Below are 24,543 nucleotides of genomic sequence, written 5' to 3'. Positions count from 1 at the left end.
AGAGCGCCCTATGTTTTTTAGCGACGAGATGGTTCGCGCCATTCTCGATGGCAGGAAGACGCAGACACGCAGGATCATGAAGGTGCAGCCTAAATCAAACCGGTTCGGCCTTTTACGCATCTCTGATTCAACCAAACGTAACGATATCGGCAAATACCACTGGGCTGAATCGAATGCCACTGGCACTCACGCCCGCTCTAAGTTGTTCTCTTGCCCGTACGGTGATGTAGGCGATCGTATCTGGGTGCGCGAGACGTTCTCATGCATCGGTAATGAAGATGGTCATCCAGTGGATGCACATGGCAACTTGTGCAGCAGAGAAGACGCGCAGCGTATTTATCGAGCCAGCGCTATTCATAAACCCAATAACTACGGCCTTTGGACTTCTCAGGATGGCTTCGATTTTGAAGGATCCTGGACGCCATCAATACACATGCCGCGCTGGGCCAGCCGCATCACGCTGGAGATTACCGGCGTTGGAGTGCAGCGCCTCCAGTCAATCAGTCCGAACGATGCCACGCGTGAAGGGTTGTTTAAGCTACCTGCCACTGGCCGGTATTGCTTAAATCAGGGGGATCAGTATTTCGGCGGTGCAAGCCATGATGCACGCAAAGTATTTTCCTGGCTGTGGGAGTCCATCTACGGTGAAGAAAGCTGGCAGGCAAATCCGTGGGTATGGGTGATCGAATTCAAGCACATTGAAGGTGGTGCATGATGGCAGCGGAAATCATAGACCAGGCTAACGAGCTGGTAGAGCTCAACATGGCGCACGCCTTACAACGCATTCGCATCGACCGTAATGCTACGTCAGCCGAGCATTGCGAAGAGTGCGGCGATGCTATACCGGAAGCACGGCGCTCTGCCGTTCCCGGCTGCAAAACCTGTGTGGATTGCCAGCAGCTGATTGAATTGGGGGCCGACCATGCTCGCTAAATTACTCGCACTACTGAAAGGTAACAGGGCTGAAAGCACAGAGTTCGATTACACCACGCAAACCTGGGGCCACGCCCTGCACTTCGTTCACGGCTTCAAACAGAAGGGAAAAATGGAGATCACCGGCCATTACTTTGGCGCTGGTCTGATTTACGAACCTATGCCTAAGAAAGGTGACACCTTCACGATTTCATTTACCAACAACCGTATCGGCGTTCTCCGGGTTCACTCTATTAAGTTCTACCGCGATCCGAGTGACATGTTTAATGCCACTGTTTCATTCGAGGGGTTGAAGCCATGAAAACACAATTAAGCCGGGAGCGGCTGGAAGAGAAACTGCTTGAGCACATCAAACACGGTGGGGATTCCGAAGAGGAAACGATGATCCGCATGCTGCTGGCGGTAATGAGCAGCGAGCCGTTTTGCCGCATAAGCGCTATTGAGAAAGCAAACATTGATAAGGGTATGTACGCGGTTGTAGACATCCCTTCGCGCCACCCTAGTGATATGCCGTTGTACGCCGCACCGCCAGCGCCGGTGGCTGTGCCTGATGAACAACACAGCGAGCGCTTTGACTGGAGCTACGAGAATTGGGCTAATCACCTCGGAGGTCGCCACCAGAACAATGACCCAGCCTGTTACTACGAATTTGGCTCGTTCATGGCGGTTACTGAGATGTTGAGGCAGTTCGGAAATGTTCAGCGCAAAGTCGGCTGGAACGCCAGCCGCACCGCTATGCTCAAAGCCGAACCTGTAACGGCGGCGTGGATTGCCGAGGCTAAAAAGTTGGCAGAACTGCATGGGATTAGCTTTGTGATATTTCGCAATGGCGAACAACCGGTATGTGCTGACCCGACTAAATTCTGGTTTGGTTTTGACCCGGCTGCGCCTGAGCAGGAGGTGTGATGTGATTAAAGGCAGACTCATCAGCAGCCAGCGCTATCTCAATCAGGCTATTGTCGCGGAAAGGGCTGTGAAGTTTAAGCGGTTCATCGTCAACGTATTCCCTGTTGTTTTGCGCGACACCCAATACACCATTCTCATGGATGGGCATCACAACTTTGCGGCGGCTAAATTAGCTGGCGTCGATCCTGATTTTCGACCGGTCTCGAAGAAGCTAATGAAAATCCTCAAAGGGATGAGTGCGCATCAGGTCGAAGCGTTGTTAATAAACAATGTCACAGACAGTGACTATTACTTTGTCGACAGTGGCGAGGTGGTTGATTCGCTTGTGCTTCCTGATACCGGTCATCGCTTTCAGCTTCATGCCGGTAATCAATGGGTATTGGGAGGTAGTTCCTGATGCCCAGCAAACTGAAATTGCGGCGACAACGGCGCTTGCGCGAAGACGGGATCTGGTGGCGCGCTGAAGCTATGGATTGCAAGGCGCGGCTGCTGGAACTGGCAAAATTACTGGAAGAAACCAAGCGCCAGCGAGTTCCAATGCCGGTGCTGGTTACCGCCCGGATAATTAAACAGATGGCTCCGGCCACCAGCGAACCCGAGATTTGTTTGAAATGTAACGACGGCGCCAGGCTTGGCTGCTCGTCATGTGCGTACAGACTGAAATAACCGGTTGCAGCCGGTGTGGAGATATGACCATGGCCAAGTTGATGAAAGCGAGCCAGTGGGGAAAGCGAGAGTTTGAACATGGCTCGGTACCAGATAACAGAACGATTAAGCGCTGGGTTGAAGATGGCCTGTTGAAAGGACGTGTCGTGGACGGAATGGTCTGGGTATGTTCTTCCGAACAATGGGGCGTAGATTCGATGATCAGTGAGCGCGTTCGCACGTTAATGCAAGAGGATTAACATGGCCGCAAGACCTCGCAAAAGGGAACACCGGAACCTTCCGGATCACCTGTATTTTGAAAAATCATCAGGTCAATATCGTTTTACCCTGATTACCGGGAAGAGAAAGCACCTTGGAACTGATCGCGTAATGGCTATAGCGATCGCCAGAGAATATAACAACCGACTCCGCCCGGAGTCAGTGCCATCAATTGAAAGCCTTGTCAGAGAATCCGGCGGAATAAATGGAGAGGCGCGTCCTTTCGCTGAGTATGCGCAGCAGTTACTGGATCGCGCTATAAACGATGAAAAGCCGGGCCGCGAAACCCATTCTGTTTGGCTTAATGATATTGAGCGAGTGAAAGAATATTTCAGCGATATTTATGCCTGCGATATAGAGCTTGAGCATGTTAATGGATATATCAGGAAATATCATTCTGAGGCATCGGCAAATGTTCAAAACAGAAAAGTCAGCTTCTTAAAAAAATTATTCAGCTATGCAGTCGATGAATCGTTAATGATGGATAACCCTGCTGAGCGTAAAAAAATGCGCAGGGTTGAATCAAAGGTGCGCCGTCGTCTGTCGCTTAAGGATTACCTCAAAATTCACCAGGCGGCCGAACGCTGGTTACAGACCGCGATGGATCTCGCACTTCAAACAACGCATGCGCGCCTGGAGGTTTCCCGGATCCGTTATTCCATTAAACAGCCCAGTGAAGGTGTGTGCGGCTGCGTCTGGCTTAATGAACCTCAGGGCGATATCTTCGGCACGCTCTACATCCATCGCCAGAAAGTACAGCATAAAGAGGCTTCTCACGTTGCGATTCCCATCGGGCCCGTATTGAAGGACATTATCGAACATAGTCGGGATAATGTGGCCAGCCCTTACGTCGTCCACCGGCTGCCATTGAAGCGCAGTAATCCCACCAGCAAAGAGGTACGCCATCCGACACAGGTCGCTCCGGACTACCTAAGCCGGGCATTCTCTGCGCTGAGGGATCAGGTTGGAGTCGCCGCAAATCTCCCGGAAGAACAGCGACCAACATTCCACGAGATCAGGGCGCTTTCCGCTTTCCTTTTCAACAAGCAGGGTATTGATCCGCAGGCGCGGATGGCGCACAGCGATGCGAAGTCAACGAAGATATATACCGAGAACCATATCGACTGGGTTTGCGTGCCGCACGGTGAAATAAAAACGGCGTCGTAGTGAAGGTAAAACTGGGGGTTAAGTCATTGAAGTATATAGCGCGGATTGTGCTAAAAATGCACTGTTTGCATATACATACAAACAACTCACAAAAGCAGATACGACAAGGTTTTACCGGGTGTTGAGTCGTTGTCATGGGGTGTCAGGGGTCGGAGGTTCAAATCCTCTCGTGCCGACCAAATTACAGTATGGTGTGGTTCATTTCAGACCATAGACCTCGATAAAAACCGCATTCACACTGTGTTTGCGGTTTTTTTTCATTCATAGCAGTTCAGTCTGATACATTTACAGCCAGGTATTTTTGTTATCCGTTTTGTTATACACCCACGATATAGCAATGAGTTGTAGTACGTAGTTTCAAAGATACCGGCCTCACGGCAGACGTCTTTCACTGTTCGTCCGGCTTCAACCGACTTGATCACAGTGTTGATCAGATGCTCAGTAAAATGGGCTTTACGCATAGCGAGCCCCTTCGTTGGCAGAATGAGTATGCAGGAAGAGCTCTGAAAGTGAACGGGTCGATTATGCCGCGTACTTACACTAAGAGCCCGCATAGCACAAACCCTGCGTTTTTTTATTCCCGTAATTGACTCAGGCCTATGGTCTACTTCCTTACCAATAGTACATCTTGAAACGTATTACCGTTTTTGAAATACCTAAAAGTTAAAAAGAAGCTGGCCATAAATCAGCTTCCTTTCCCACTGTTACCGCATGCATAACGGTCAATAATCATCCAGGTCAATAACATTATCAAACAGGGATAACGTTTTAACATCATGTGTAGATAATATAATCGTTTTATCACTGGTCATTAAAGAGTCTAATGCCAGCATAGCACTTTTTTCATCAAGGTTAGCGGTCGGTTCATCGAGCAAAATAATAGATTTAGATGAAAGTAATGCCCTGCAAAGCATTAATCGCTGTAATTGACCGGAAGAAAGAACGGGATTACTTGGCGATATTTTAGTGTACAACCCTGCAGGCAAAGATGTAATCACCTCCAACAATCCAAATTTTGTCAACATTGCACGGCAATCACGTTCGTTAGCCTCTCCACCACTATACCAGACGATATTATCATAAATCGTGCCGTTAAAGACGATAGAGCCTTGTGGAAGATAATACATATTGGAATAAAACAGATGCAGGTCATCTTTATTAATTTCACGACCATCTATAATAAAATTACCGTTTCCTGGCTTATATAATCCAGCCAATAACTTCAATAATGTACTTTTCCCAGCACCAGAAGTTCCTATTACAGCCGTCCTGGAATGCAACGGTATTTCAATAGTTAAATTTTTAATAATTGAACTATCAGGTCCATAACCAAATTGTAGATTCTGGACACAAACTGATTCTTTAATTGTAGAATGCTGACGAGTAATGTCGATTTCTTTGTAAGATAACATATCTTTTAATCGCTCATCAGAGACATTTTGCAGCTTCTGCGCAACACAACATTGATAAAATTGATTGATGCTATCCATCGCAATCTTTCTGAAAAACCAAAAAGCAATCACATTTCCGTAAGATATATGTAATTCACTTATGCTATAAAATGAGATCCATAAAAACAATATTGAATCAATATTACTCAGAAATGAAAATATTGCACTCTGTCTAATATCGGTAGAGCTTACCTTTTTGTATCGATGAAACAACACTTCAAGTAGAGCATTATACCTTCCAAGGATGCCAGTGCTTAGCTCACCAGACCTAATCGCCTGGATTCCATTTATTGTTTCAAGATTAAATGTTTCAACATCCGAAACACTTTCCTCAAGGCTTTTTGAAAATGACTTTTTGATACCTGCAAAGTAATAACTAATGCAACCAAAGATTGCCATGGTTCCGATTGAGAGGATCGACAGAACAACGTTTAGCCATAACATTATACATAGAGTAACAACAGTTATAGTCAGTGCCTTATATTTATCATTAAGTATTTTCTCCCTGTTCAGAACAGCCATTCCAATGGAATTTATCCGCTGATTAATATCAGCAGAAGATCGTCTTTCAAAGTAAGAAATATCTTTCTTTAGCAACCTTTTAAATAATGAAGGCTTATATTTTGTTGCTGCATTTATCGCAGCATCCAGACCATATTTGTTGCTAATGTATTGCAGGAATGATATAAGACAAAAAAGCACAATCATTCCCATAAACATAATATTAATCTGTTCATCTACAAAGAAATTTTGGTCTTTAGATATAAATGAGAATAGCATTGGCGTAATCAAAGAAAAGAGCGACAAAAATATTGCCAGAAAACATCTTTTCATGATTCCCGGGAAAGAGAGTTTTTCTAGCCACCCGCTTTCACTTCTAATTTTACCCGAGCTTTTTTTATCATTATATAATGATTCATCAAGGATCAAGCCAAACCCCGTTGCCGATAGTTCAAGTTCTTCAGCCGAGATCATTAGCCTGCCAGTAGCAGGGTTTAAAACCTGAAAGAAGGCCCCGTGATGGCTATATACATAAACATAATGATTTCCGCCATAATGCAATATACATGGAACAGGTAAATATTGAATGCTGCTAACATCAAATTTAACCGGCAAGGCCTCATACCCGTATGATTTTAGTATTCTGACTAATAAATCGATGGACGCACCATTACCTCCACCCCATTTATCACGTAAGTCAGCTAATGTAGTATTTTCACCTAAGGTATTGAGCATCATGCAAACACATGAAAGCCCACACTCGGATATTTCTCCTTGATAAACCATTTCAGGAGAAGAATGATATTTCTTTTTCATAATATTAAATAAAACCTAAAAATTATAACTAAAGAAAGATGTGTAGTGCCACAAAGTCCATTCATTGTTATATCTGCCGATACCCAACTCAACTAACTCTGGCATTTTCTTTTCGACCTTACGATGGCCAACGCAATCTAAAATATCTACCTTTAAATTGTTTTTATCATCCAGTTGGATACAGTAAAATAACGTCGACTGTTTTAGCAGGCGGCTGAAAACAGGAATACCAGAGTGCAACTCACAGCTTCGCTCCAGCAACCGGACTGGATACGTTTTCATTTTTTTCTTTGTAAGCCTGGTTGTACATTCTGGAATTGCATCAGGAAAGATAACAAGGTTCTTTTGATTCTCTACCAGGGAAAAAATAATATCCTGGAAACTATTTCCTTCGTTACCCTTCATAGCTTCAGGGTTGAATTGTTCAATAGAGATACCCTGCGAGTTATTGTTTTGCTTTTCATGGAGACTTTGCATTGAATTGTGCACAGAGACAACGACCACCGGCTTTCTCGTAACCCGCGCAGCAATCACCGTTTGTAGAATATCCGAGACGGTGTGCAATGGCGCAAATATCAGATGAGAAGAGATTTTATTTTCATCAATATAGCTCCTTATTTTTTCCGCACAGGCTTCCAACTGTTCTAGCAGTTGTTTATTCTCATGAGCCAGGGCATTCTTTAATATTTTTTGTCGCATAACACAAAAAAAATGTGTTGTGGTACTTTGGAAACCAAGAATGTTGTAATGAGTTTGCCTGAAACTACTATTCAGGCCATAATCCTTGCCAAATAGGAAACAATATCTTCTCGAAATATAGAGTAAAAACCTATAATCTATATATTTAAAAAGTAAAGCTACTAGCTTGCTTTTTATTATTCTAAAAATGGTTATTTTCTTATAATAAACACGAACATAACCTGACAATAACAAACTAAGAAATTCAAAGCCTGGCATCACGCTCTCTACTGGTCTGTATTTGTGAATTATACCAAAATGTTAAGCGGTCATTCCGCCATCAAGCACAATTGTTTGGCCTGTCATATATTGACAAGGTTCACTAATCATAAATCGTGCAACCTTTGCCACCTCTTCCACAGAGCCAAATCGGCGCAACGGGATTTGCGAACGTAATTTTTTCAAGGCATCTACCGATAAGTTTTGCGTCATATCGCTGTCTATGACCCCCGGAACCAGGCAATTAACGCGAACACCGAATCGAGCAACTTCAAGAGCCAATGACCGGGCCAGCCCAAAATGAGCCGCTTTGCTTGCACCATAAGCCGTTTGACCAATATTGCCTTTTATTCCCGTTACCGAACTCACAAGCAAAATAGCACCATCGCCATTCGCCATCATTTCAGAAAGTAGATACTTATTCCAATAAAAAATGGCGTTTAGGTTTGTATCAATCACATTCCGCCATTGATCAATCGATTGACGAATATGAAGTTCATCCTGAGTGACCCCGGCATTATGTATGACGGCTTTAGGCGGCCCATATCGATTTAACAAATCCTTCGCGATCATTTCCACCTGAACAACATCACAGTTATCGCAAACCACATGTTTAATGAAGGTCTTACCGGATTGTTTATTTTCATCCAGGCTGGATTTTGTCGACCGAGAAGTGAATATAATATTATTGTCACAACGCAATTCATTTACAATGGCTGAACCAATCCCGCGATTTCCACCTGTAACAAGGATCCATGAGTCACTCATTATTAAGTACCTAAAATGCTAAGCTGATAAAACGGATACACAAAACTCTTTGAGAGTAATGTCAGTTGATTTCATTGTGGCTTCGAAATTTATAGTTATATTAAATTCCTTTTTAACCAATACCATTAGCTCTACATAGTCAAGGCTATCTAATTCTAATTCGGAGATAGTCGTTTGCTCGTTTATCTCTTCTAAAGGAAGATCTTTTGCATCAGCAATAGTGGTTGCAATAGCGTTATAAAGTTCTGTGTACATATTCATTTCACCTGTTAGTTAATGGCAACTTTCAGTGTCGCCGAAATTTGCATGAGTGTGTTTTCTTTTTCTTTTGCCGTCACCTGAACTTGAATTAACCAGCCATAACTTGCATTACCAGTTATCAATGGTTTTTCAATAGAGAGACACAAACCTTCAATTTTTTGTCCATCCCTGTAAAACAAGGAAGAATGGCAATAGAAATCGTAATGCGTTTGTAATACTTTTTCCTGCGACAACAATGCTGATAGCGAATGCACGGGAGTACATTCATTTAAAAAATCGGCAGGAAACCAATCCTTAGCCCTGAATAGTTCTCTGAACATTACTGAGGACAAAAAAACGGCATAATTTTGTTCAATGTCAGCTGGCCACAGTGCAACAGCCTCATCCTGATATTCCTTTGACAAAATCCTTTCAGCAATAACATCGTTGAACGCTGGGTAATTTGCCTGAGAAATAGCGCCGCGAATATGCGTGATGCCTGTAGAAGAATCAATCAATTTGAAGGTTGTTTTTATTTCTCCACCATTATGGCTTAAAGAGTACTTCGTGCCACACGATACCGGTTTTTCAAATTTTGCTGAAAATTTTATCGGGGCAGAATATGTTTCGCTAAAAATACCGGCATGATAAATCAGCTCGTTTTGTATATCCGCCAGTACACGCATGCCATGCGCAATCAATGCTGTTTGATTCAGTTTAGCGACAGCAAGTAGATCAAAGTGTATCGGGTTGTAATCACCTGAGAAATTGGCCCAACGCTTTCCGTGAAAGCCATCATAGGTAATGTCTGTCATAACGAGCGACCTATTACCAGAGCAGCATTTGTCCCCCCGAACCCAAAACTGAGATTCAGTACATTATCTACAACAGTCTGACGATGCTGGTTTGGAATGAAATCAAGGTTACATTCTGGATCGGGGCGGTTCAGATTACGTGTTGCCGGGAGGATATTGTTTTCCAACACCTTCAGACAGATAATACTTTCGAAGCTGCCTGCTGCAGCAATCAGATGTCCGCTGTATGATTTTGTGCTCGAAACGGGGATCTCATATGCATACCGCCCAAAAACATCTTTAATAGACTGTGTTTCATTGAGATCGTTGAGCATGGTTGATGTTCCATGCGCATTTATATAACCAATTTCATTAACGCTTAACCCCGAATCAGCTAACGCTTTCTTGATAGCAGAAACGCGTGAAAGCTTATCCTGTGCAGGAGCGGTAAAATCAAATCCATCGGAGAAATTCCCGTATCCTTTAATTTCACCGAGTATGGTCGCCCCTCTTGCCAGGGCGGATTCCCGCTCCTCCAGACACAGGATAGCCGCGCCTTCAGATAAAACGAACCCCGAGCGGTCAAGACTGAATGGGCAAGAGGCTTTTTGGACATCATGTTGTTCATGCGTTAACGCCTGAAGCACATCAATCATCCACACCGATGCATTTGATGTCAGTGATTCACTTCCACCGGCAAGCATCATGGTCATTTGCCCATTTTTAATTAATTCATAAGCCTCACCAATAGCCATGCTACCCGTGGCACATGCTGCTATTGGGGTATTTTGATAACCCCTCAATCCCCACATGATGCTGCAAGCGGCCGTTGCGATACTTGGCATGATATGAAAGCAGCTAAACGGCGAGCCAACACCAACGAGTTTATAATCATCATAATTATGGTAGGCATCATCAAGTCCCCCCCAGCCGGTGCCGACAATCGTGCCGCATTTCAGAGGGTCGTAGATATCGGCAGGCTGAGACTGGTTAAATGCCATTGCAACAGCTTCCTGCGCAGCCGCAAGACCAAGACGTGCAAAACGAGGTAATTTTCGTCGAATAGAAGCAGGAACCCCCTTTAACTTAGGTTCATTCGCAATCAAGCCATAAAATTTCGAGTTAATACTCGCATCCGTTTTATCAACGTACTGATAACCTATTTGGTAATCCATAATAGATTCCCAGCTTTCTTCCGCTGAGCTTCCCAACGGCGTAATAGCACCGTAGCCGGTGATAACAACGCGTCTATGTTCCATTTTAACTTTTTACCTTGCTGTTAAATTCACCACCACCGATTGATAATAAAAATTTCATCGTAGAAGTTAGATAATCGTACTGACAATCGGCGTATGAAATCTTCTGATTAAGAACATTGTCCTGAGAGTCCAATAAGGTCTGAAACGATATATAACCAGATCTGTACTTAACTGTGTTTATTCGCATCAGATTCTGAGAAATTGATAGTGTCTTTTTTTGCATCTCAAGACTATATTCAGATTTATTTCTGGCATCTAAAGCGTTATCCACTTCAGATAACGCATTGAGCACGACTTTTCTGAAGTCATTAACTGATAACGCGACAGCAATCTTTTCTTTTTGTAATTCAAAACTCAACTTTCTCCATTGAAGCGGTGGGAAAGTGGTCGAGATAGATTGTAATAAGGTTTGCTCGCTAAACCATTGTGTGAAAATAGTGCTCCCCGCCCCGATCGTCGCGCCCAGTGAGATAGAGGGAAAGAAGTTAATCTTGGCCAGATCATAGCCCGTAATCGCTATTTTTATTCTGGATTCTGCGGCTCGTATATCCGGGCGCAGCGATATTATGTCCACAGATTTAAACAAAGGCAGTTTGATATCCTGGTATTCACCAAGTCCTTTTTTTTCTCTCGGACGGTCAATACTGTCTTTGTTATAAACAATGGCCATGGCGTTACGCTCATTTTCCCTTTGGCTAATAACATTCCGCAGTTGTAACTCACTTGAATAAATAGCTTGCTTTGCTAATAAGACATCAGATCTCGTGCCTGCTCCACTTTCATATTTAGCGTTAACGACCAGATATGTAGACTTGGCGATCTCAAGTCGTTGTTTATAACACTCAATTTGTTCATTGAATTTAGCAATGTTCCAGAAACTTTTTGTAATTGAATCAATGATAACCAACACAGTGTTTTGCAAATCTTGTTCACTGGCATCAATGTTCCATTTACCCTGATCTCTCGTCCTCGCTAACTTACCCCATAAATCAAGTTCATAGCCCATTGACAAAGAAGAGCTGTAACTCTCCGTCGAAGGTGTACCATGCAATATAGTGCGGTTATTACTTGCACTCCATGACATATTAAAATCAGGGAAAAGATTCGTATTTATTTCACCAGAATCCAGCTTGCTTTTTAGCAGATTCAACGCGGCTGCATGCAAATCGTTGTTATTCTTCAGCGTGTCATTGATGATCGATGATAACAGAGGGTCATTGAATACACTCCACCATGCTTCATTCGTGATAGCATTTTTATAACCCGTTTTATCGCTTTGCCCCGACGTTGGGAATTTTATCTCTGGCGCATGATATTCAGTTTTCAACATGCTGCCGCAACCGGTGCATAATAAGCACAGCAATAATAATGATGGTTGTCTGAACTTCATTTGTAACCTAATGCTTTAGCGGGCGTATAAGATGATGCTTTCTTCGCCGGAACATAACCGAATACGATGCCAATGAAGCATGAAAACGCACAGGCAATAACAACCGGTGTTATTGTCAAAATCATGTCAAATTGGTTTGTCACAAGAGGGAATATAATGCTGGCTAAACTTGTTAAAGCTACGCCGACGGCTCCCCCTAAAAAACAGATAAATACAGACTCGATTAAAAACTGCCTTTTAATATCAACAGGACTCGCCCCTACAGAAAGACGAATGCCAATTTCATGAATGCGTTCTGTCACTGAAACAAACATAATGTTCATAACGCCCACCCCACCAACCAACAGCGAGATTGTAGAAATGGCTACCGTGAGCAGTTTCATTGATGTAGAGACATTCACGATCATTTCTGCCACTGACTCATTCGTGACCGTAAAGAAGTCCTTTTTACCGTGTGAAAACGTGAGCGCTTGCTCTATTTTCTCTCTTATAAGCTCAACGTGAGCCTGATCTTTGGCCCGCACCTGGATGACTTCGAAGGGTATCAGACCCGTAATCCTGTTTATGTACGAGGTCCATGGTATCCAGGCTTTTAATGTCGTCTTTTCAGATGCCGTCGAGATATCTTTGATCACCCCGACCACCTCAAATGGGTAGCCGGAAATCTGCAAATATTTTCCTACCGCTTCATTCGATGAACCGAATGCGGTTTCTGCAAGCCTTGAGTCAATAACGGCAACGGCATCACTGGCGGTTATATTGTCAGTTTCAAACAAATGGCCTGCTAACACTTTATCAGTATCGAAGTACTCCTTACTGATACCTGTAAGTGCAGCGTCAATATCACCATCACCGCTATTTACCGTCGCCGTTGATGTCATGACCGGTGAAATTTTACTTTCAGGTAATAGCTCGGTAAGCATATCAACATCATCTTTCTCAAGAAGCTTATTACTGGGATCTGGCATTGACTTCCAGCTGGTACCTGGCCTGATTTCAATGGTGTTGGTGTCTAATAAATTCATTTCTTTCATAATACGATGGTGTGCGCCTTCGCTTATGGCAATAGACATAAGAACTGCAAAAACCCCAATAATGACACCCAGCATTGACAGAAACGCTCGTATCCTGTGGCCGTTCAGTGCTCTAAACGCAGTTCTGAATGCTTCGACGATCCCAAACATCATACCAAGCGGATCCTTTTCAAATGCCCTGGTGCGTGCTGCCTGGAGGTCACTGGTTGATACGCTGCTTTCGTCTTTAGCGATCCGACCATCATTCATGGATATGATTCGGTCGGCCTGTGACGCAATACTGTTATCATGCGTGACAAGGATAATAGTTTTGCCCTTTCGATTAAGCGTCTTGAATATGTCCATAACCTGGCAACCCGTAACACTATCCAGAGCCCCCGTGGGTTCATCTGCCAAAATAATGTCGGCATCATTCATTAGCGCTCTGGCAATGCTGACACGCTGCTGCTGTCCGCCAGAAAGTTGGTTTGGGTTAAAATCAACACGATCGCTTAAGCCGACCGACTCAAGTATTTTTTCCGCACGTTCATTTCTATTTTTATAGTTTTTTGAGGTGTATTGCGCGGGTAAAGCGACATTCTCTTTCGCGGTTAAGTAAGGCAAAAGATTGTACTTCTGGAAAACAAAACCAATATATTTGTTTCGTAACTCAGCAACGTCGTCTTCATTTAACATCGATACGTCAATGCCGTAGAATGACATCTGCCCAGAGCTGATATCATCTAAGCAACCAATGGTATTCATCAGCGTGGTTTTACCAGAGCCTGATGGCCCGACGATTGCGATAAACTCGCCTTTTTTTATGGTTAGCGATACACCTTTCAGTGCAGAAACGATTTCGCCGCCACTCTCATACCGTTTAGAAACATCTGATAATGTAATGTATTCATCGGTGCGGCTCATTTAGTCGCTACCCTTGGTTATAACATCGCCTATTTCTAATCCTTTAACAATCTCAGTGATTTTTGCGTTTTTAATCCCTGTTTGTACCCGTCTTTTTTCTATTTTATTATTGTGAAGTAAATTGACGATATAATGGTCTTTGCTAACCATTTCGCCCAGGTAGTTTGTCGGAATGGCTTTAACGTTTTTTTTCTCTTCAACAACTAAATAAACTTGCACCGACATAGCAGGCTTTAAAACATGCTTATCATTTATTACGTCAAAACTTCCATTGTAATATGTAGCCGTTTTCTTACTCCCGGCAGAGTCACCTGAACTGCTTTTCATATCGTAAAGCATTTCTTCTGGTATTTGTTGTATCCTTTTTAGCATCCCTTTATAACGCGTTTCAGGAGAAGCAGTGACAGTAAACCATAAAGGCATGCCTGCCCTGGTTTTCAAAATATCCATTTCTGATATTTTGATATTTACAGTCATGATATCCAGATTAGCCACAACCAGAATTGTCGGTGCACTCTGTGATGAAACAATTGTCTGCCCTTCCTGGGTTAATATACCCAAGACGACGCCATCTATGGGTGATGTGATGCGCGTGTATTCTAAGTTTGCCAGGGCAGTGTTTAATTTCACTCTGGCCTGTGCTATTTGAATTTTATTTATATCTAGCTGTTCTTTGTCACTTTCATATTTTGTTTTCGCCGCCTCGAGGTCGCTCAGCGTTGTGGCGTCATCCACCGACATTTTCTTTTGTCGGTTATAATCACTCTTCGACTGTTTAAGCGACAGTGACGTGATCTTTTTTTGCACTAATGCCTTATTCAGCTCAGATTTAGCACTATCGACATCGTTTTGTGCAAGCGTAGGATCGATCTCAGCCAGCAACTGGCCCTTTTTGACTGCATCACCTTCCTTCACATGCAGCTTATTAAGCCGTCCATTAACCTGAGCCCCGACACTAACTTGCTCGTTGGGTTTTAGAACGCCGGTAGTGGTAATCAGCCGGTCGATATCAGAGTAGGTGACATGAGAACTTTCTTTCTTCGTTTTTTCAATAACGTCACTTTCCGAAAGAAATACGCTATTAACTGCATATACAGCAGGAACCATAGCTACTAATAAAGTCAGAAAAAAAGGTTTTATGTTCACACTCATGACCATTATAAAAGGCCAGAAACTGGCCTTTGTTTTAATTTTACTGCTTAATTAATGTTGTGAATTACTTCTCGTCACAACGTTTTGCTAAACCGTTTTTATCTGATTCATCACGGTACCAGCCATATACGCCATTAGCACGGTTATCAACAAAATAACATTCGCCGTATGGACCAATCATTCCGCCTACAACTGCTTTACTTTCTTTGGATTCTAATACTGTAGCTTTAAACATTTTAATTCCCTTGTGTAATAGTACTTCAATTAATTGCCAATCGTTCCTTTCAGAACGGAATGAAATATATCGCATTACCAAAAAAATATTTAATCAATAAAAAATTAAAAGCATCTTTAAAAATTTAAAGCGTTTTTTTGAAACTTTTAAATTTTTTGTGAAGTTTTTAAGGTGTTTTTTGAAGTTTTAATGTGTTTATTTGAAGTTTTTAAAGCGCTTTTGAAAATTTTAAAGCGTTTTTGGAATGTATAAATGGTGTGTTTTTTAAACATCTATTTGCACGTCATTTTAAATGTAGCAAATATGTGAAGCAGCTGATAATGAGGTGCAATCGTGCAGAAGATGATAATAGAGGTTTTGCCGAAGTCGCCATTTAAATCGGGCATTTCATCAATACAGAAAGTCTGGAGAAGAGGTTCGGTAACGTACTGAAGACTCCGCATCATGTTGAATGACTGACCGTTAAGGGCAGTTGCTACATAGCCGATACAACACGCTCGTTCGCCAGTTCACTGGGGGTTCATAGTGTGAACAACACCAGTACGCAGCTCGGGAAGTAACGGGAAAGCAGAATCGTTCGTGAAGACATTCAAACAAGATTATGTCTACGTAAATGACTTACCGGATGCGGTATACAAGATGAAAACTGTTCTATTAAACGGATTTCCAGTAAAGAGTCTGTCAATGTAGAGGCTCACAGCTTTAATAAAATTATATAAATCATAATGTCATATTCACCTATTTAATCCTCTCGCGCGGCCCCAAAAATCCCAAACAAACCAATCCATTGCGGTTGATTTTTTATGTCTGCGCTATGCGAAAGAGAACAAGCGGCCCCAGATAAATGCCCTCCTCCATCGTTGGTAATACTGCGGCCAACGAAAAATTCAATAATCCATCAGCGGGGGAGTGTTATAAAAACCGTAACGCATTCGTCACGGTTTTTATGTTGCAGTAAAAAACGGTTACAGCGCAATATCCGCAACCTGCTCGCCGTCGCTGTGCGGCTGCGTTGTAGGTTTTTGCACCGGCGGCGTGATATCTGCCACCAGCGACTCGTCGCATTTCAGTCTGAGGATCTCGCTGGTGTAGCGCAGCTCCTGGTCGGCGGCTTCAATGTTGCCATTCAGCTCAGTATCAAAAGAGGGAATGATCTCTTTCAGTTTTGCCTGCCAGGCATCAGAAGCGAAACGCTCAGCGAACACTTTCTCCATCAACTCCAGCATGATTGGCGCTGCGGTCGAGGCACCCGGTGACGCGCCAAGCAGCGCGGCAATAGTGCCCTCTTTATCGCTCACGACTTCAGTTCCCAAGCGCAAAACACCGCCCTCGCCCGTTTCACGCTTGATAATCTGCACGCGCTGACCCGCCTGCCACAAACGCCAGTCCTCTTTCTGCGCCAGCGGATAGTACTCACGCAGCGCGTCGAAGCGGTCGTCCTCATTTTGCAGCACCTGGTTAACCAGATATTTCACCAGACTAAAATTGGTCATCCCAACAGTCAGCATCGGCAGAATATTCGACGAGTTAGTCGAACGCAGCAGATCCCACAGAGAACCGTTTTTCAGAAAACGTGTCGAAAACGTGGCGAATGGTCCAAACAGCAGTACGCGTTTGCCATCAATAATGCGCGTATCAATATGCGGTACCGACATGGGCGGCGCGCCCACGGTCGCCTGGCCGTAGACTTTCGCGAGATGGTGGTTGACCACCGCCGGGTTTTCCGCCACGAGGAATTGCCCACCAACCGGGAACCCCGCATAGTCTGCCGCTTCCGGAATACCGGATTCCTGTAATAATTTCAGCGCTGCGCCGCCAGCACCAATAAAGATAAATTTCGCCTTGATAATCTGTTCGGCGCCGCTTTTCAGGTTATGCAGCGTCACATTCCAGCTATTGTCGGCATTGCGTTTGAGGCCGCGCACTTCAGTGCCCAGTTGCAAAGCAAAGTTCTCTTTTTTCTGCAACGAACCAATCATCTGGCGCGTCAGTTCGCCAAAGTTCACATCGGTGCCGATTTCGGTACGCGTGGCGGCAATTTTTTGCCCGGCATCGCGCCCTTCCATTACCAGCGGCGCCCACTGTTTGATCTGCTCCGCATCCTCGGAATAGCGCATACCGCGGAACAGGGAACACTGCTGCAACGCTTTGTAGCGCGCACGCAGGAAGTTCACGTTATCGTCGCCCCAGACGAGGCTCATATGCGGCACGGTATTGATAAATGAACGAGGTTCACGCAAGACGCCGGTTTTCACCTGGTGCGCCCAGAACTGGCGAGAAATACGAAATGCTTCGTTAATTTCAATCGCTTTTTTAATACTGACAGAGCCGTCTGCGCTGCGTGGGGTGTAATTCAATTCCATTAAGGCGGCATGCCCGGTACCGGCATTGTTCCAGCCGTTCGAGCTCTCCTCCGCCAGGGCATCCAGCCGTTCCACCATGGTAATCGACCAGGTGGGTTCGAGATCCTGCAACCAGGTTCCCAACGTGGCGCTCATGATCCCACCACCGATTAAAAGCACATCTGTTTCCTGCTCTTTCGATGCGGACGTTTTTGCTGCTTTTGAGACAGCATTAAGCCCGACAGCCATCGAAAACAGCCTGGCAGTCATTTTTTTCATGATGATATTGCCTTACTTTTAGTGCTGCTTTATTCGCATTTATTGAGGGTAAAGTAGTTAGCATCCCTACCGTAGCACTTAAAAAGTGAGATTTAAATAATGTTTAAACATTAAATATTCATTGTATTAATGTTACTAATAAGTTGATTTTTTGCATTATATTTAACACTTATTGCTGGTCTCATCGGCTGGAAATCTGCTATTATCCCCCGCTTTGCCAAACGCAGGGATGTCCTTTATCGCTGTTGTCCTGGTTTCTCATCTGCGAATTTTTATGACCGAAAAATCAACCCATTCTGCAAACCAGCGGATCCCTCTCCTGCGCTCACAACAGCTTTTTACCCGAGAAGTTCTGGCAGGCGTTATCACCGCACTGGCACTGATCCCGGAAGTTATCTCATTTTCAGTTATCGCAGGTGTAGACCCGAAAGTTAGCCTGATAGCCTCAGTAGTGCTTTGTTTTAGCATGTCTTTGCTCGGCGGGCGTCCGGCAATGGTTACGGCGGCGGCGGGGTCAGTCGCATTGGTTATCGGTCCAATGGTTCATCAGAACGGTGCGGAATACATCTTACCCGCCGTGTTACTGGCTGGCGTTATCCAGATTATTTTCGGTTTAAGCGGAATGTCCCGGTTAATGCGCGTTATCCCACACGCTGTTATGGCTGGTTTTGTTAATGCGCTGGGGATTTTAATTTTCTTCGCTCAGGTGCCGCATTTCTGGCGTAAAGATGCCCTGATTCTGGCGCTGTTCGCCCTGACCATTCTGATTGTGCTGTGGCTGCCGCGCTGGGTAAAAAGCATTCCCGCGCCGCTGGTGGCGATTGTGCTGCTCACGGCGTTCACCGTTTTTACCGGTCAGTCGCTGCCCACCGTGGGAGATGAAGGTTCAATGCAGGGCGGTTTGCCTGGGCTAACGCAATGGCTGGTGCCATTGAATCTGCATACGCTGAGCATTGTCTGGCCGTGTGCGCTGAGCATCGCTTTTGTCGGCTTGATGGAGTCTCTGCTCACCGCCAAATTGGTTGACGATCTAACCCATACCCCATCGAATAAAAGCCGGGAAAGCACCGGGCTTGGGATTGCGAACATTCTGGCAGGTTTTTACGGCGGGATTGCCGGATGTGCCATGATCGGCCAGACCATTGTCAACGTGGAGATGGGCAAAGGCCGCACACGGATCTCGACCCTTGCCGCTGCACTGGTGCTGTTGCTGCTGGTAACGGCATTAAGCGAAGTGATGGCGAAAATCCCGATGGTGGTGCTGGCCGGGATTATGGCGATTGTCGCTTTCAAGACCTTCAACTGGAGCAGTTTGCAACCCACAACGCTTGCACGGGCGCCGGTTGTCGAAACGCTGGTGATGCAAGTCACCGTGGTTGCCACCGTCAGCACCGGTAATCTGGCTATCGGCGTTGTTGCCGGGCTGGTTACGCTGGCGATTACGCCAGCGGCACTGCGTGAAAAGAGCCTGTTTACAGCAAAAAAATCGTCGCCAGCCCAAGAAAAATAAAGAAACCGCCGGTATCGGTAATGGCGGTGATCATGACACTGGAGCCGACCGCCGGGTCGCGCCCCAGCCGCGTCATCACCATCGGGATTAATACCCCCATTAGCGCCGCCATCAGCAGGTTCAGCACCATTGCCAGCGTCATCACGCCGCCCAGCGCCGCATCGTCGTACAGCCACCAGGTGACACCGCCCATAATCCCGCCCCACACCAGGCCGTTAATCAGCGCCACGCCCATTTCACGCAGAATAAGAAAGGTAAAATTCCCCGGCTGAATGTTCTGTAATGCCAGTGCACGAACGATCATGGTAATGGTTTGATTACCGGTATTGCCGCCGATACCAGCGACAATCGGCATCAGCGACGCCAGCGCCACCAGTTGCGAAATGGTGTGTTCGAAACCATCGATCACCCGCGAGGCAATAAACGCGGTACACAGGTTGGTTGCCAGCCACACCCAACGGGTTTTCACCGCTTTACTTACCGGTGCGAAAACATCTTCCTCGGTACTTAAGCCCCCCATCTGGCGCATGTCGTTGTCGGTCTCTTCGTACACAACGTCAACGATTTCATCGATGGTCAAACGCCCCATCAGCATGCCGTTTTCATCCACCACCGCCGCGCTGAGCAAGTTGTCACGCTCGAAGGTGCGCGCCACTTTTTCCGCATCGTCTTCGGGTGAAAAGGTTACCGGATCGGCATCCATCACGTCGCTCACACGCCGCCCGGCGGCGTTAAGCAGAATAGTTTGCAGCGTCAACTCGCCCATCAGCCGGTTATCACGTCCGATCACAAACAGTTTATCGGTGTTCTCTGGCATCTTACCGAGACGGCGCAGATAGCGCTGGACGGCCGCCAGCGTGACCTCTGAGCGGACGGTGATGACTTCAAACGCCATAATTGCGCCGACGCAATTTTTGCCATAGCGCATGACTTGCCGCATACGGGCGCGCTCTGACGGCGGCAACGTCGCCATCAGCCGCCCGGTGAGGTTACGCGGCAGATGCTGCACCAGCCAGATTTGCTCATCGATATCCAGCGTCTCGAGCGCATCCAGCAGCGCACGGTCGCTCATCTCATCGATCAGGTCATCCCAGACGTTTTCGGACGCTTCAAGCAGCACTTTGCCGCGCTTATCATCATCGATTAGCCGCCATAACGCGTGGCGTTCAACTACCGGTAGCGCTTCGAGGGTATCAGCCAAATCCGGTGGCGGCAGGTGCGAAACCAGCACATTCACTTCGGCGAGATCGCGCTCAAGCTCGGCACTATCGACCTGCTCGACGAGCGTTAATTCGCCAAGCAACGCGGCGGTGAGCGGTTTATGGGTGGTCAGCAGCCAAATCAGCCGCGCGCGCTCTTCGTCGCGCAGTTTGACGCTGTTTTTTTTGATAACTGACATTGGCCAATCCCTGAGTGTGGCAAAGCGCTCTGAAGCCAGAGCGGAGGAGCCTTAAGCATAGCGGTAGGTTTTGTAAAAAATAATAAACAGCGCAGACGTTTGGATAAAAAAGCGGCACTCTCCCCCGAGCCGAGGGGGAGAGCGGTCAGGCGGTACGTGCTACTGCGTCGCGGGAAGCGTGCGCACGCTCTTCACCCACCAGCTCGGTGAGCTGGCCGTTGCGCATCTCTAGCAAGCGATCGGCATGTACGAAGTAGTGGTCGTCATGGCTGATGGCAAAAATGGTTTTGCCCATCTGCTGCATTAACGGCAGTAGTACCTGGTAAAAATCGCGGCGGAAGTGAGGATCCTGATCCGCCGCCCATTCGTCCAGCAGCAGAATATCGCGCTCTTCCGCCAGCGCCAGCAGCAATGCGACGCGTTTTTTCTGCCCTTTCGACAGCTTCAGGTTGAGGATCTTACCGTTGTCCAGTTCCAGCTTGTGCGACATTTTCAGTTGCTCAAGCCACTTTCCTACCAGCACCGGATCCGCCTGCTTGCCTTCCGGCCCCAGGAGGTCGTCAAACAGCCAGACGTCGGTAAAGACCGCTGAAAATAACTTACGGTAATCTTCCGGTTTATCCTGCGCCATCGGTTTGCCATCCAGCAGGATCTCGCCGGAAACCGGCTGATACAGCCCGGTCAACAACATCGCCAACGTTGACTTGCCGCTGCCGTTACCCCCAATCAAAAACACCAGTTCGCCACGATTCAGCGTCATATTGACGGGGCCAATCGCGAAATCGTTGTCCTGATATTTAAAGGTAACATCGCGTAGTTCCAGCGTTTGCCAGTTCGGGAAAGCCTGCGGGCGAGGAAACTCGGCTTTATAGGGTGCCAGCGCAAACTGCTTTAGCTTTTTAAAAGCGACCTGCGCACTGAGCAGCGTGGGCAGTGCACCAACCGCTGATAACAACGGCGTACGCAAAAACAGCAGCGTCAGGGAATATGTTGCGGCGACATTCGTATCCGCCCAGCCAAGGCTGTTTGCCATCCAGAACACCAGGCCAATTGCGCCAAGCATCATAATATTCGACCAGTTCACCGCACTTAGATGGAACGTATCGGCGCGAATAATATGATGACGGTATTCACGCGCGTCCGGCAGGTACATCTGCTCGAAAATATGTTCTGCACGTTCGCGGTTGAGATTCAGCTCTTTGCGCCCTTCCAGCACGGTCTGGAAATCGTTGTACAACTTGTCTTCTGTTTCACGCAGCATCGCCATATGTTTATAAACACGGGACACCAGCACGAACCCGCCCCAGATGGTCAGCGCCATCCACAGCGCAGTGATCACCAGCATCTTGCCAGAGAGCGTCGCAAGGTAAATACAGGAACCGACGGTCAGGATAATACCCTGCACCAGCTCCGGCAGGCGCACAAACGCAATGGTGATATTACGCACGTCGCTGGTCAGACCGGCCAGCAGCGAGGCGCTACCCAGTTGCTCGATGCGTTCGACCGGTGTGTCGAGAATGCGCTTGATAAATTCACTGCGCAGGCGGAAGACAAAATGGTGGCCGAGTGAAGTGAGCGCCAGTTGCGAACCCAGCGTCACTGCCATCAATAGCAACAGCAGGCCGAGAAACTCCGGTAAGACGGTCAGCGACATATCGACAGTTTCAATCAGCCGCTGGTTAATAAAAGCAATCAGGCCGATACCAAACGCGGCACTGACGAGGGTAAGCGCGAGCACACCGACAAAAGGCCAGCGATACTGACGCCAGACAAGAAGGAGAAGTTCCATAACAACACCCGGTCGACAAAAACAGCCCGCAGTTTAAACGGCTAATACGTTACATCAAGAATAATTCTTATTTTTGTTCGCTATTGCCTGTCTGACGAAATGTCAGGTTGTAACGGCACTCCCCGGTGGCCGGGTGATGTCCACCTTTCAGCGGCGCAATCCCGTGGTAAAAGAGCCGCGACTCGCCTCCCCATACCACAACATCGCCGTGTTCAAGCATCAACCGTTGCAGCGGATCGCTACGTTTCAGGCCGCCAAACTGAAAAACAGCCGGTAAACCGAGCGACACAGACACAATCGGCGCACGCAGATCGGGTTCATCTTTATCCTGATGCAGAGACAATTTCGCACCCGGCACATAACGGTTGATAAGACAGGCATCCGGACGGAAATCCGGATAACCCGCCGCCTCGCTCGCCTGCTGGCACAACGCGGAAAAAGCCGCAGGCATTGGCGGCCACGGCTGTTGAGTCAGGGGATCGACAGGCGAATAAAGGTAACCGCGCTGATCGGTGGTCCAGCCGAGTTTGCCACAGTTGGTCATCGCCACCGACATGGTATAACCACCAGGCGTGACCATATGGCGCAGCGGCGACTGATTAACCACTTGCGCAATGCCGTGCAAAAGTTGGTCGGCTGGTGCTAACGCAAGGCGCCGCAGCACGACCGCACCTGGCGCAAGCGGCTCCTGCCAGGGGTGTTCACCGGCAAACAGATCGAGCATTACATCTCCTCTTTAGTGCTTTCTCGCTGGAGCAATTGTGCCTTGCGCGTCATTCCCCAGCGATATCCGGCAAGTGCGCCATCGCTGCGCACCACGCGATGACAAGGGATCACAATCGCCAATTTGTTCGCACCGCAGGCGCTGGCAACCGCCCGCACCGCTTGCGGTTTACCCAGCTTTTGCGCCAGTGCCTGATAACTTACCGTCTCGCCTGCGGGGATTTCGCGCAGTGCTTGCCACACCTGTAACTGGAAAGCGGTGCCGCGCAGATCCAGCGGCAGCGTAAAGGGGGCATCGGCATTGTCGAGACGCTGAATCACCTGCGCAACACGTTCGCTGAATGCCTCACTCGCCTGGGCACGCTGAGCGCGCGGGAAGATCGCCTGCAACTGGGCAAGAAGCTGCTCGTCACTGTCAGCCAGTAAAATGGCGCAAATTCCACGCTCACTCTCCGCCACCAGACAGCGCCCCAGCGCACAGTCACTGAACGTATACCAGACGTCGGCAGCATCGCCACCGCGGCGAAACTGCTGTGCCGTCATCCCCAGGGATGCATCGGCCTGGCGGTAATAACTGCTGCTATCCGGGAAGCCCGCTGCCAGCACGGCGTCGGTTACGGTTTCACACTCTGCCAGCGTATTACGCAAGCGGCGAGCGCGAAAAGCCAGTTGCCAGGCCTTTGGCGTCATCCCGGTAACGGATTTAAATAAACGGTGAAAATGGTAAGGGCTCAGCGCCACTTCGGCAGCCAGTTGCTCCAGCGTAATGGGCGTATCCTGCTCCAGTAAACGGCAGGCTTTGGCCACTTTATCCAGCCGCTGTTGCTGCGGGTGGGATTTATCCGGCTGGCAGCGCTTACAGGGGCGAAACCCAGCGACCAGGGCGCTCTGCGCGTCAGGATAAAAACGGACATTCTGGCGCAAAGCGTGGCGCGCCGTGCAGGAAGGTCGGCAAAAAATGCCGGTTGTCAGCACGGCAAAAACAAACTGACCATCGACCTGCGCGTTACGCGCTAGCACCGCTTGCCAGCGCTGTTCATCTAATAATGTGGTGTCATTCATGTCAGGCTC

24 protein-coding genes and 2 pseudogenes are annotated in these 24,543 nt (G+C 47.0%); 10 read left to right on the top strand and 16 right to left on the bottom strand.

Annotation, left to right across the window (positions count from 1 at the left end; translation table 11 throughout):
- The first annotated feature begins 10 nt into the window (after positions 1–10).
- The 8 genes from ACFX4O_RS18105 to ACFX4O_RS18070 are packed head-to-tail and all read left to right on the top strand — an operon-like array spanning position 11 to position 3,930.
- Positions 11–715 carry a hypothetical protein gene (locus tag ACFX4O_RS18105; RefSeq protein WP_380211758.1) on the top strand — a complete coding sequence of 235 codons (705 nt, stop codon included), beginning with the start codon at positions 11–13 and terminating at the stop codon, positions 713–715.
- Entirely contained in the window at positions 715–933 is a 219-nt protein-coding gene (locus ACFX4O_RS18100; RefSeq protein ID WP_175274313.1) for a TraR/DksA family transcriptional regulator, read from the top strand. Before ACFX4O_RS18105 ends, ACFX4O_RS18100 begins: the two co-directional genes overlap by 1 nt.
- Positions 923–1,234, top strand: a complete 312-nt coding sequence (locus ACFX4O_RS18095; protein ID WP_380211756.1) for a hypothetical protein — start codon at positions 923–925, stop codon at positions 1,232–1,234. Before ACFX4O_RS18100 ends, ACFX4O_RS18095 begins: the two co-directional genes overlap by 11 nt.
- Positions 1,231–1,839, top strand: a complete 609-nt coding sequence (locus ACFX4O_RS18090; protein ID WP_380211754.1) for a hypothetical protein — start codon at positions 1,231–1,233, stop codon at positions 1,837–1,839. Before ACFX4O_RS18095 ends, ACFX4O_RS18090 begins: the two co-directional genes overlap by 4 nt.
- 1 nt (position 1,840) lies before the next feature.
- Positions 1,841–2,236 carry a chromosome partitioning protein ParB gene (locus ACFX4O_RS18085; protein WP_380211752.1) on the top strand — a complete coding sequence of 132 codons (396 nt, stop codon included), beginning with the start codon at positions 1,841–1,843 and terminating at the stop codon, positions 2,234–2,236.
- On the top strand, positions 2,236–2,505 hold the full coding sequence (locus ACFX4O_RS18080) for a hypothetical protein (protein ID WP_160270690.1): 270 nt from the start codon (positions 2,236–2,238) through the stop codon (positions 2,503–2,505). Before ACFX4O_RS18085 ends, ACFX4O_RS18080 begins: the two co-directional genes overlap by 1 nt.
- Before the next feature lie 29 nt (positions 2,506–2,534).
- A complete protein-coding gene (locus tag ACFX4O_RS18075; protein WP_380211796.1) occupies positions 2,535–2,744 on the top strand; it encodes a hypothetical protein in 210 nt (69 codons plus the stop codon).
- Between the two features lies 1 nt (position 2,745).
- On the top strand, positions 2,746–3,930 hold the full coding sequence (locus tag ACFX4O_RS18070; protein WP_380211750.1) for a phage integrase Arm DNA-binding domain-containing protein: 1,185 nt from the start codon (positions 2,746–2,748) through the stop codon (positions 3,928–3,930).
- A 341-nt stretch (positions 3,931–4,271) separates the two neighbouring features.
- Here the strand turns inward: ACFX4O_RS18070 and ACFX4O_RS18065 are convergent.
- The 11 genes and pseudogenes from ACFX4O_RS18065 to ACFX4O_RS18015 form a co-directional block, all read right to left on the bottom strand.
- Positions 4,272–4,391, bottom strand: a pseudogene (locus ACFX4O_RS18065) (transposase); the annotation flags it as partial.
- Positions 4,392–4,652: 261 nt separating this feature from the next.
- Positions 4,653–6,698, bottom strand: coding sequence for a peptidase domain-containing ABC transporter (locus ACFX4O_RS18060; protein WP_380210632.1), 2,046 nt, complete (start codon positions 6,696–6,698; stop codon positions 4,653–4,655).
- 15 nt (positions 6,699–6,713) lie between these two features.
- Positions 6,714–7,655, bottom strand: coding sequence for a hypothetical protein (locus tag ACFX4O_RS18055; protein WP_380210630.1), 942 nt, complete (start codon positions 7,653–7,655; stop codon positions 6,714–6,716).
- Positions 7,656–7,697: 42 nt separating this feature from the next.
- The gene (locus ACFX4O_RS18050) at positions 7,698–8,423 is read right to left on the bottom strand and encodes an SDR family oxidoreductase (protein ID WP_380210628.1); all 726 of its coding nucleotides are present in this window, start codon (positions 8,421–8,423) and stop codon (positions 7,698–7,700) included.
- Between the two features lie 18 nt (positions 8,424–8,441).
- Entirely contained in the window at positions 8,442–8,678 is a 237-nt protein-coding gene (locus ACFX4O_RS18045; RefSeq protein WP_380210626.1) for an acyl carrier protein, read from the bottom strand.
- Positions 8,679–8,692: 14 nt separating this feature from the next.
- Positions 8,693–9,478: a MaoC/PaaZ C-terminal domain-containing protein gene (locus ACFX4O_RS18040; RefSeq protein WP_380210624.1), complete on the bottom strand. Its 786-nt coding sequence runs from the start codon at positions 9,476–9,478 to the stop codon at positions 8,693–8,695.
- Positions 9,475–10,716 carry a beta-ketoacyl-[acyl-carrier-protein] synthase family protein gene (locus ACFX4O_RS18035; protein WP_380210622.1) on the bottom strand — a complete coding sequence of 414 codons (1,242 nt, stop codon included), beginning with the start codon at positions 10,714–10,716 and terminating at the stop codon, positions 9,475–9,477. The genes ACFX4O_RS18040 and ACFX4O_RS18035 overlap by 4 nt, the downstream gene beginning before the upstream one ends.
- Position 10,717: 1 nt before the next feature.
- Positions 10,718–12,106 carry a TolC family protein gene (locus ACFX4O_RS18030; protein WP_380210620.1) on the bottom strand — a complete coding sequence of 463 codons (1,389 nt, stop codon included), beginning with the start codon at positions 12,104–12,106 and terminating at the stop codon, positions 10,718–10,720.
- The gene (locus ACFX4O_RS18025; RefSeq protein ID WP_380210618.1) at positions 12,103–14,043 is read right to left on the bottom strand and encodes an ATP-binding cassette domain-containing protein; all 1,941 of its coding nucleotides are present in this window, start codon (positions 14,041–14,043) and stop codon (positions 12,103–12,105) included. Before ACFX4O_RS18025 ends, ACFX4O_RS18030 begins: the two co-directional genes overlap by 4 nt.
- Complete coding sequence (locus tag ACFX4O_RS18020; RefSeq protein WP_380210617.1) at positions 14,044–15,189, bottom strand: efflux RND transporter periplasmic adaptor subunit; 1,146 nt, start codon at positions 15,187–15,189, stop codon at positions 14,044–14,046.
- 70 nt (positions 15,190–15,259) lie between these two features.
- On the bottom strand, positions 15,260–15,430 hold the full coding sequence (locus ACFX4O_RS18015; RefSeq protein WP_165501919.1) for a hypothetical protein: 171 nt from the start codon (positions 15,428–15,430) through the stop codon (positions 15,260–15,262).
- 398 nt (positions 15,431–15,828) lie between these two features.
- Between ACFX4O_RS18015 and ACFX4O_RS18010 the strand changes: the two are divergent.
- A pseudogene (locus ACFX4O_RS18010) lies at positions 15,829–16,072 on the top strand (IS3 family transposase); the annotation flags it as partial.
- Between the two features lie 323 nt (positions 16,073–16,395).
- On the opposite strand, the gene mqo reads toward ACFX4O_RS18010, so the two are convergent.
- Entirely contained in the window at positions 16,396–18,051 is a 1,656-nt protein-coding gene (gene mqo / locus ACFX4O_RS18005) for a malate dehydrogenase (quinone) (RefSeq protein ID WP_380210615.1), read from the bottom strand.
- Positions 18,052–18,325: 274 nt separating this feature from the next.
- On the opposite strand from mqo, the gene ACFX4O_RS18000 reads away from it, so the two are divergent.
- A complete protein-coding gene (locus ACFX4O_RS18000; protein ID WP_380210614.1) occupies positions 18,326–19,561 on the top strand; it encodes a SulP family inorganic anion transporter in 1,236 nt (411 codons plus the stop codon).
- On the opposite strand, the gene mgtE is transcribed toward ACFX4O_RS18000, so the two are convergent.
- From mgtE to ada, 4 genes are all read right to left on the bottom strand, one after another.
- A complete protein-coding gene (gene mgtE, locus ACFX4O_RS17995; protein WP_131406921.1) occupies positions 19,524–20,960 on the bottom strand; it encodes a magnesium transporter in 1,437 nt (478 codons plus the stop codon). The two genes, ACFX4O_RS18000 and mgtE, sit on opposite strands and share 38 nt — an antisense overlap.
- 145 nt (positions 20,961–21,105) lie before the next feature.
- Complete coding sequence (locus ACFX4O_RS17990) at positions 21,106–22,749, bottom strand: multidrug ABC transporter permease/ATP-binding protein (RefSeq protein WP_380210612.1); 1,644 nt, start codon at positions 22,747–22,749, stop codon at positions 21,106–21,108.
- A 67-nt stretch (positions 22,750–22,816) separates the two neighbouring features.
- Positions 22,817–23,473 (bottom strand): DNA oxidative demethylase AlkB, encoded by a 657-nt coding sequence (gene alkB, locus ACFX4O_RS17985; RefSeq protein ID WP_380210610.1) that lies wholly within the window; start codon positions 23,471–23,473, stop codon positions 22,817–22,819.
- A complete protein-coding gene (gene ada, locus ACFX4O_RS17980) occupies positions 23,473–24,534 on the bottom strand; it encodes a bifunctional DNA-binding transcriptional regulator/O6-methylguanine-DNA methyltransferase Ada (RefSeq protein ID WP_380210609.1) in 1,062 nt (353 codons plus the stop codon). The genes alkB and ada overlap by 1 nt, the downstream gene beginning before the upstream one ends.
- Between the last annotated feature and the right edge of the window lie 9 nt (positions 24,535–24,543).

It is taken from the genome of Kosakonia sp. YIM B13571 (genome assembly GCF_042788095.1).
Classification (GTDB): Bacteria; Pseudomonadota; Gammaproteobacteria; order Enterobacterales; family Enterobacteriaceae; genus Kosakonia; species Kosakonia quasisacchari.
Note: the sequence above shows the minus strand (reverse complement) of the source record. Positions and strands in the feature narration are given on the sequence as shown.